Source organism: Caulobacter sp. B11 (genome assembly GCF_002737765.1).
Lineage (GTDB): Bacteria > Pseudomonadota > Alphaproteobacteria > Caulobacterales > Caulobacteraceae > Caulobacter.
On the sequence record NZ_PEGG01000210.1, the window covers coordinates 1 to 6,600 of the forward strand.

Consider the following 6,600-nt stretch of genomic DNA (forward strand, 5'->3'; position numbering starts at 1 on the left):
GGCGTCGCGATAGTGCTGGGCCGCGCCGGTCTCCTCGATGAAGCCCATGCCGCCGTGGATCTGCACGCCCTGCGAGGCGACCTCGACGCCGATATCGGTCGACCAGGCCTTGGCGATCGGGGTGAACAGCTCCTCGCGAAGCTTGGCGGACGCGCGATCGGCCTCGCTGGCGCCGCGTTGGGCCAGGTCGGCGGCGACGGCGGTCGACAGGCAGATGCCGCGCGCCGCCTCGATGCGGGCCTTCATCAGCAACAGGGTCCGGCGCACGTCGGGGTGATCGAACAGCCGGGCCGAGGCCTCGCCCGTCCAGGCCGATCGGCCCTGGCGGCGTTCCAGGGAAAAGGCCAGGGCCTGCTGATAGGCGCGCTCGGCGATCGCGACGCCCTGGGTGCCGACCTGCAGCCGCGCGGCGTTCATCATCGTGAACATGTGGGCCAGACCCTGGCCCTGCTGTCCGACCATCTCGGCCTTGGCGCCCTCGAACAGCATCACGCAGGTGGGCGAGCCGTGGATGCCCAGCTTGTGTTCCAGTCCGCCGACCCGCACGGCGTTGGCCGCGCCCAGGGCCCCGTCCTTCGCGACCAGGATCTTGGGGGCGACAAACAGCGAAATGCCCTTCACCCCGGGGGCGCGTCCGGCGTGCGGGCCAGCACCAGGTGAACGATATTGTCGGCGACGTCATGATCGCCCCAGGTGATGTAGATCTTCTGGCCGGTGATCGTCCAACCGCCGTCGCCGTCGGGCGTGGCCATTGTGGTGATCGTGCCCAGGTCCGAACCCGACTGCGGCTCGGTCAGGTTCATGGTCCCGGTCCAGTCGCCCGACACCAGCTTCGGCAGGTACAGCGCCTTCTGAGCGTCTGAACCGTGATGGGCCAGGGCCTCGATGGCGCCCAGGCTCAGCATCGGGCACAGGCCAAAGGCCATGTTGGCGGCTTGGAACATCTCGAAGACGCCGACCTCAAGGCACTTGGGCAGGCCCTGGCCGCCGTGGTCGGGATCGGCGGCCAGACCGCTCCAGCCGCCCTGCGCGAACTGCCTGTAGGCCTCGGCGAACCCCGGCGCGGCGCGAACAATCCCGTTCTCCAGGCGGGCGCCCACCAGGTCGCCGCCGCGATTCAGGGGCGCCAGAACCTCGCCGGCCAGGACGCCCGCCGCTTCCAGAACGGCCTGAACCGTGTCGGGGTCGGCTTCGGGATAGGCGGCGCCCAGGCGGTCAAAGCCCGCCGCGTGACGCAGCGAGAAGGCGATATCGCGAATGGGGGCGCGGAAGGTCATGGACGTGGAAGCTCCGGATTGTCGGCGCTCTGTTTAGGCGCGGCCGGCGGTCTCGCCAAGCCAGCCGCCGAGTCGCCCCGGCGATCACGCCGTCGTGATCGGAAGTCTCTTTTACCGTCGGACGGAGCGCCTATGTGGAGTAAACCGTAACTGATCCAATCACAGTTTGTCTGGAGACCCTTCACCATGGCCCGTCCTTTCGCCTATGCCGCGCTCGCCGCCGCGCTTTTCTCGGCGCCCGCCGCCCTGGCCGCGCCAGGCGTCACCTCGACCAAGCCCGCCGATCTGCCGGCCGGGACCTATGTGCTCGACAAGACCCACGCTTCGCTGACCGCCAAGCTGAGCCACATGGGCTTCTCGCACTACACCTTGCGCTTCACGAGCGTGGACGCCAGCTTCAGCTACGATCCCAAGGCGCCGCAGGCCTCGAAGATCAGCGTCACCGTCGACCCGGCCTCGATCGACACGGCCACGGGCCTCGACGCCTTCGGCCTCAAGTTCAACAAGGAACTGGCCGGCGACGGCTGGCTGGAAGCCGCCAAGTTCCCGACCATCACCTTCGTCTCGACGGCGGTCGATGTCGGCGACGGCCATAAGGGCAAGGTGACAGGCGACCTGACCCTGCACGGGGTCACCAAGCCTGTGGTTCTGGACGTCACCTTCACACCCGACAACCGCTGTGTTTCTTCACCGGCGTCGGCAGCGGCTTTGTCCCCGAAGCGTCAAGACCGGCTTTTCGGCCTCGACCACGATCAAGCGTTCGGAGTTCGGCGTGGCCAAGTACGTGCCGCTGGTCGGCGACGACGTGACCCTCAACATCGAAGTCGAGTTCGACAAGAAATAGTCGATCCCGGGCCCGCCTCCCGCTTCAAGTCGGAAACGGCTTGAAGCGGGAGCGCGCGCTTGGTCTTCTGCGTCAGGTCCCGCCCCCCGACCGGGCCGGGCCTGAGATATCGACCTGGAGATCTTCATGGCCGCGACCCGGACGCGCTACACCACGGTGGCGATCACCCTGCACTGGCTGATCGCCGCGGCCATCATCTTCCAGATCATCCTGGGCTGGCGGGCCGGGGACGGCCCCAAGGGCGCCGAAACCTTCGCCCTGTTCCAGCTGCACAAGTCGATCGGCATCACCATCCTGCTGCTCAGCCTGTTCCGGCTGGCCTGGCGGCTGTTCAACCCGCCGCCGCCGGCCCCGGTCGGCCAGCCGAGCTGGGAGAAGACCGCCTCGCACATCGTGCATATCGGCTTCTACGTGATCATGATCGGCCTGCCGCTGACCGGCTGGATCCTGGTCTCGGCCAGCAAGACCGATATCCCGACCCTACTTTTTGGCGCGATCCCCTGGCCGCACCTGCCGCTGATCCCTGACCTCGCCCCGGCGGCCAAGTCTGTCTGGCACGAGATCGGCGAAATCGGTCACGGCGTGCTGGTCAAGGTCACCTATCTTCTGCTGCTGCTGCATCTGGGCGCGGTGGCCAAGCATCAGGTGCTGGATAGGGACGGGGTGTTCGGCAACATGGCCCGGGCGCCAAGCCTGGCCTCAAGGAGCCCCGCGCCTGGCTCGCCGCCGCCGGCCTCGTGGCCGTGGTCGCCGCCGGCTATCTTTACACCCCGGCCGTGAAGCCCGCCGCCCAGCCCGTCGTCGCCGAGATCCCGGACGAAGCCCCGCCGCCTGCCGCGCCTGTGGCGGCTGGCGCGCCGGCCGCGAGCGTCACGGCCCCGGCCGCCGAGGCCGCGCTCCCCGCCGCCGCGCCGGCGCTGACGGCGCCCGTCGCCTGGACGGTGAGCAAGGGCTCCAAGCTCGGCTTCACCGCCACCTGGTCGGGCGAAGCCCTGCAGGGCGAGTTCACCCGCTGGAGCGCCGACATCCTGTTCTCGCCCGACGCCCTGGACCGATCGAAGCTGACCGTGTCGATCGACATGGCCTCGGCCGCGACCGGCGACGCGCAGCGCGACCAGAGCCTGCCCAGCGACGACTTCTTCGCCACGGCCGCCCATCCCAAGGCGGTGTTCAGCGCCAGCCGGTTCCGCAAGACCGGCGAGGGCAAGTTCGTCGCTGACGGGACCCTGGACCTGCGCGGGGTCAAGAAGCCGCTCAGCCTGCCGTTCAGCCTGAAGATCGACGGCGACACGGCCACGGCGCGGGGTGTAACCACCCTCGACCGGACGGTGTTCGGGGTTGGACAGGGTGAATGGGCGGACACGGATCAGATCGCGGCCAAGGTGAAGGTCAGCTTCGCCCTGACCGCCAAGCGGAAATAGAGGCGGCCGCGCGCGCGCTGGCCGCCGGCCAACTCGTGCTGCTGCCGACCGAGACGGTGTATGGCCTGGGCGCCGATGCGGCCAATCCGGCGGCCGTTGCGGCGATCTTTGACGCCAAGGGCCGGCCGCGTTTCAACCCACTGATCGCCCACGTCGCCGATCTCGAGACCGCCGCCCGCCTCGCCGTCTTCGACGACCGCGCCCTGGCCTTGGCCCGGGCCTTCTGGCCCGGTCCCCTGACCCTGGTGGCCCCGATCCGCGACGCCGACGCCGTCTGTGACCTGGCCCGCGCCGGGCTGGACACCGTGGCGATCCGGGTGCCGAGCCATCCCCTGTCACGCGCCGTGCTGGCCGCGTTCGGCGGACCGGTGGTCGCGCCTTCGGCCAATCGCTCGGGCCGCCCCAGCCCCACCACCTATGCCGACGCCCTTGGCGAGACGGGCGACCGCTGCGCGGTGACGCTGGACGGGGGACCCTGCGAGGTCGGCCTTGAATCCACGGTCGTCGCGGTGCTCGACGGCCCGCCTCGCCTGCTGCGACCCGGCGCCGTGACCCGCGTCCAGCTCGAGGCCGTGGTCGGTCCGCTGGCCGAGGCGCAGGATGACGCCAAACGCTCGCCCGGACGGATGGCCCTGCACTACGCGCCCGACGCGCCGGTGCGGATCAATGCGGTCGCGCCTGAGCCTGGCGAAGCCTTCCTGGCCTTTGGTCCGTGGCCGGCCGGGGAGGGCGTGTTCAATCTCAGCCCGACCGGGTCGCTGAGCGAAGCCGCCGCCAACCTCTTTTCGTTCCTGCGCGCCGCTGATCGGATCCGGCCGCTCGGCATCGCGGTGGCGGCCATTCCTCACGAGGGCCTGGGCGAGGCGATCAATGACCGGCTTAGACGCGCGGCCGGGTTCGTGGGATAGAGGCCAATGAAATTCAAGATCATGTACCTCGAGGACAAGTCCAAGGGCCTGAACGGTCCCGCCCGCATCGGTCGGGTGGGGTCGTCCAAGACCGGCGAGACCCTCTACTATGCCGGCCGATCGTTCGAGGCCCTGCGCAACTCCGGCCTGAAGGCCAATTTTCGCGACCTGGAAACCGGTCAGCCCTTCTGGATCGCCAAGGCCCGCAAGGACGGCGGCGACCGGCTGTTCAAGGGCGCGGGCGAGGCGGCCGTGATCGACGATGACGTGCGCGAGGAATACTGGAGCAAGATCCGCGGCGTTCCGGATCCGGCCCTAGGCTAGGGCCGAGCTAACATCCGTCAGCGAAAAGTTGTCGCCCTTGTAGAGCAGCGGCGCGTCCAGGGCCTTGGCCAGGGCGTAGGCGAAACAGTCGGCGAGATTGAGTTTGGCCGGGTGGCGGCCCTTGCCGAATTTCAGATAGGCGTCGAGAGCGACCGCGTCGACCACGGGCTCGGACGCGACGCGCACCCTGTAGCTGGCGAGCCATTCGTCAAAGGCGGCGCGTGAAACGAAATGGCCCCGGCCCGTCAGGACGACGCCTGTTTCGACATAGTTCATCGGCGAAATGAGGATCTCGTCGGCGGCTTCCATGGCTTCGATGAAGGTTGCGCGATCCGCTTCGAAGGTCCCGATGGCCACGAGCGCTGAGCTATCAATGACGATCCTCACGACTCCGACACGTCAAAGCCTGGAATTTCGTTGATCTCGTCGAAGTCGGCCTTGGTGATCGGCGGCAGAAGGCCCGCCAGAGCAGCCGGGTCAGGTACTTTTTCGTGATCGCGTCCATCTCCGCGACGGTCCGAGGGCGATGCGGGCGAACTTCGCTTCGTTTGGCCGCCAGCCGCTCTCGCACGGCGATTTCGACCGCCGTGGTGAGGCTCTCACCGGTCAGTTCGGCCAGTTCACGCACCGCGCGCTCGGCCTCGGGGTTCTTGATCAGGATGCCCATGTCGGTCTCCGGTATAGCTCCCAGTATATACTGACAGGCGCCGCCCACGAAGCGTATCCTCCGTCCCCATGACCAAGCCCGTTCCCGCCGATACCCTGTCCCGCCTCAAGGCCGTGCTCGGCGAGGGCGGATGGAGCCAGGACCCCGCCCGCCTGGAGCCCAAGCTGATCGAGTGGCGCGGCCGCTGGCGGGGCGAGACGCCGCTGCTGGTGCTGCCGCGCACGACGGCCGAGGTCGCCGCGGTGGTCGGCATCTGCGCCGCCGATGGCGTGGCGATCATCCCGCAGGGCGGCAATACCGGCTTGGTCGCCGGCCAGATCCCGCGAGGCGAGATCCTGCTGTCCACGGAAAAGCTGCGCGGCGTGCGCGATGTCGACGGCCTGGATGACGTCATGGTGCTGGAGGCGGGGGTGACCCTGTCCGAGGCCCACGCCCAGGCGGCCAGTGTCGGGCGCCGATTCACGGTGGGCGTGGCCTCCGAGGGCTCGTGCACGATCGGCGGGCTGGTCTCGACCAATGCCGGCGGCACGGCGGTTCTGCGCTACGGCATGATGCGCGAGCAGGTGCTGGGCCTGGAGGCGGTGCTGCCCAATGGCCAGATCTGGAACGGGCTGAAACGCCTGCGCAAGGACAATACCGGCTACGACCTCAAGCAGCTGCTGATCGGGGCCGAGGGCACGCTGGGCGTGGTCACCGCCGCCAGCCTGAAGCTGCACCCGCTGCTGGCCTCGCGGGCCGTGGCTATGGTGGGCCTGGGCTCGCCGGAGGACGCGATCCAGCTTCTGGCCCGGGCCAAGGACGAAACCGGCGGCGCGGTCGAGGCCTTCGAGCTGATGGGCCGCCTGGGCTTTGAGCTGACGATCAGAAACGTCCCGGGCCTGCGCGATCCGCTGCCGTCAATCCACCCGTGGTACGTGCTGATCGAGATCGCCAGCGGCGAGCCGGGCGGCGCTGGAGCGCCTGCTGACCAGCGCCCTGGAGAGCGGCCTGATCAGCGACGCCGCCGTCGCCAGACCGAAACGCAGGCAGAAGGCCTCTGGCATATATCCGCGAGGGCCATTCGGCGGACAGAAGCCGAGGGCGCGGCTGGAAGCACGATGTCAGCGTGCCGGTCTCCAAGATCCCGGTGTTCATCGCCCGCGCCAACGCCGCGCTCGCG

At 68.9% G+C, this 6,600-nt stretch carries 5 protein-coding genes and 3 pseudogenes; 5 read left to right on the top strand and 3 right to left on the bottom strand.

Features of this window, described 5'->3' with window-relative positions; genetic code table 11:
• Nucleotides 1–1,277: pseudogene (locus tag CSW58_RS09205) on the bottom strand (acyl-CoA dehydrogenase family protein); the annotation flags it as partial.
• A gap of 186 nt (nt 1,278–1,463) precedes the next feature.
• Here CSW58_RS09205 and CSW58_RS09210 point away from each other — a divergent pair.
• The 4 genes and pseudogenes from CSW58_RS09210 to CSW58_RS09225 all read left to right on the top strand — a co-directional run bounded on the left by CSW58_RS09210 (nt 1,464) and on the right by CSW58_RS09225 (nt 4,774).
• Nucleotides 1,464–2,121: pseudogene (locus tag CSW58_RS09210) on the top strand (YceI family protein).
• Nucleotides 2,122–2,247: 126 nt separating this feature from the next.
• A pseudogene (locus CSW58_RS09215) lies at nt 2,248–3,542 on the top strand (YceI family protein).
• The gene (locus CSW58_RS09220; RefSeq protein WP_099447079.1) at nt 3,473–4,450 is read left to right on the top strand and encodes an L-threonylcarbamoyladenylate synthase; all 978 of its coding nucleotides are present in this window, start codon (nt 3,473–3,475) and stop codon (nt 4,448–4,450) included. The pseudogene CSW58_RS09215 and the gene CSW58_RS09220 overlap by 70 nt, the downstream one beginning before the upstream one ends.
• Before the next feature lie 6 nt (nt 4,451–4,456).
• The gene (locus CSW58_RS09225; RefSeq protein ID WP_099447080.1) at nt 4,457–4,774 is read left to right on the top strand and encodes a 1-deoxy-D-xylulose-5-phosphate synthase; all 318 of its coding nucleotides are present in this window, start codon (nt 4,457–4,459) and stop codon (nt 4,772–4,774) included.
• On the opposite strand, the gene CSW58_RS09230 is transcribed toward CSW58_RS09225, so the two are convergent.
• Together CSW58_RS09230 and CSW58_RS09235 are read right to left on the bottom strand one after the other, a co-directional pair.
• Nucleotides 4,766–5,131, bottom strand: a complete 366-nt coding sequence (locus CSW58_RS09230; RefSeq protein ID WP_236627748.1) for a type II toxin-antitoxin system VapC family toxin — start codon at nt 5,129–5,131, stop codon at nt 4,766–4,768. The two genes, CSW58_RS09225 and CSW58_RS09230, sit on opposite strands and share 9 nt — an antisense overlap.
• Before the next feature lie 13 nt (nt 5,132–5,144).
• Nucleotides 5,145–5,441, bottom strand: coding sequence for a type II toxin-antitoxin system VapB family antitoxin (locus CSW58_RS09235; RefSeq protein ID WP_099447082.1), 297 nt, complete (start codon nt 5,439–5,441; stop codon nt 5,145–5,147).
• A 68-nt stretch (nt 5,442–5,509) separates the two neighbouring features.
• On the opposite strand from CSW58_RS09235, the gene CSW58_RS09240 reads away from it, so the two are divergent.
• A partial coding sequence (locus CSW58_RS09240) for an FAD-binding oxidoreductase (RefSeq protein WP_236627749.1) occupies nt 5,510–6,600 on the top strand: 1,091 nt, incomplete at its 3' end.

Excerpts from the sequence above, each read along its gene's own strand:
- CSW58_RS09220 (WP_099447079.1), top strand. The coding sequence starts at position 3,473 with ATGGGCGGACACGGATCAGATCGCGGCCAAGGTGAAGGTCAGCTTCGC.
- CSW58_RS09225 (WP_099447080.1), top strand. The coding sequence starts at position 4,457 with ATGAAATTCAAGATCATGTACCTCGAGGACAAGTCCAAGGGCCTGAAC.
- CSW58_RS09235 (WP_099447082.1), bottom strand. The coding sequence starts at position 5,441 with ATGGGCATCCTGATCAAGAACCCCGAGGCCGAGCGCGCGGTGCGTGAA.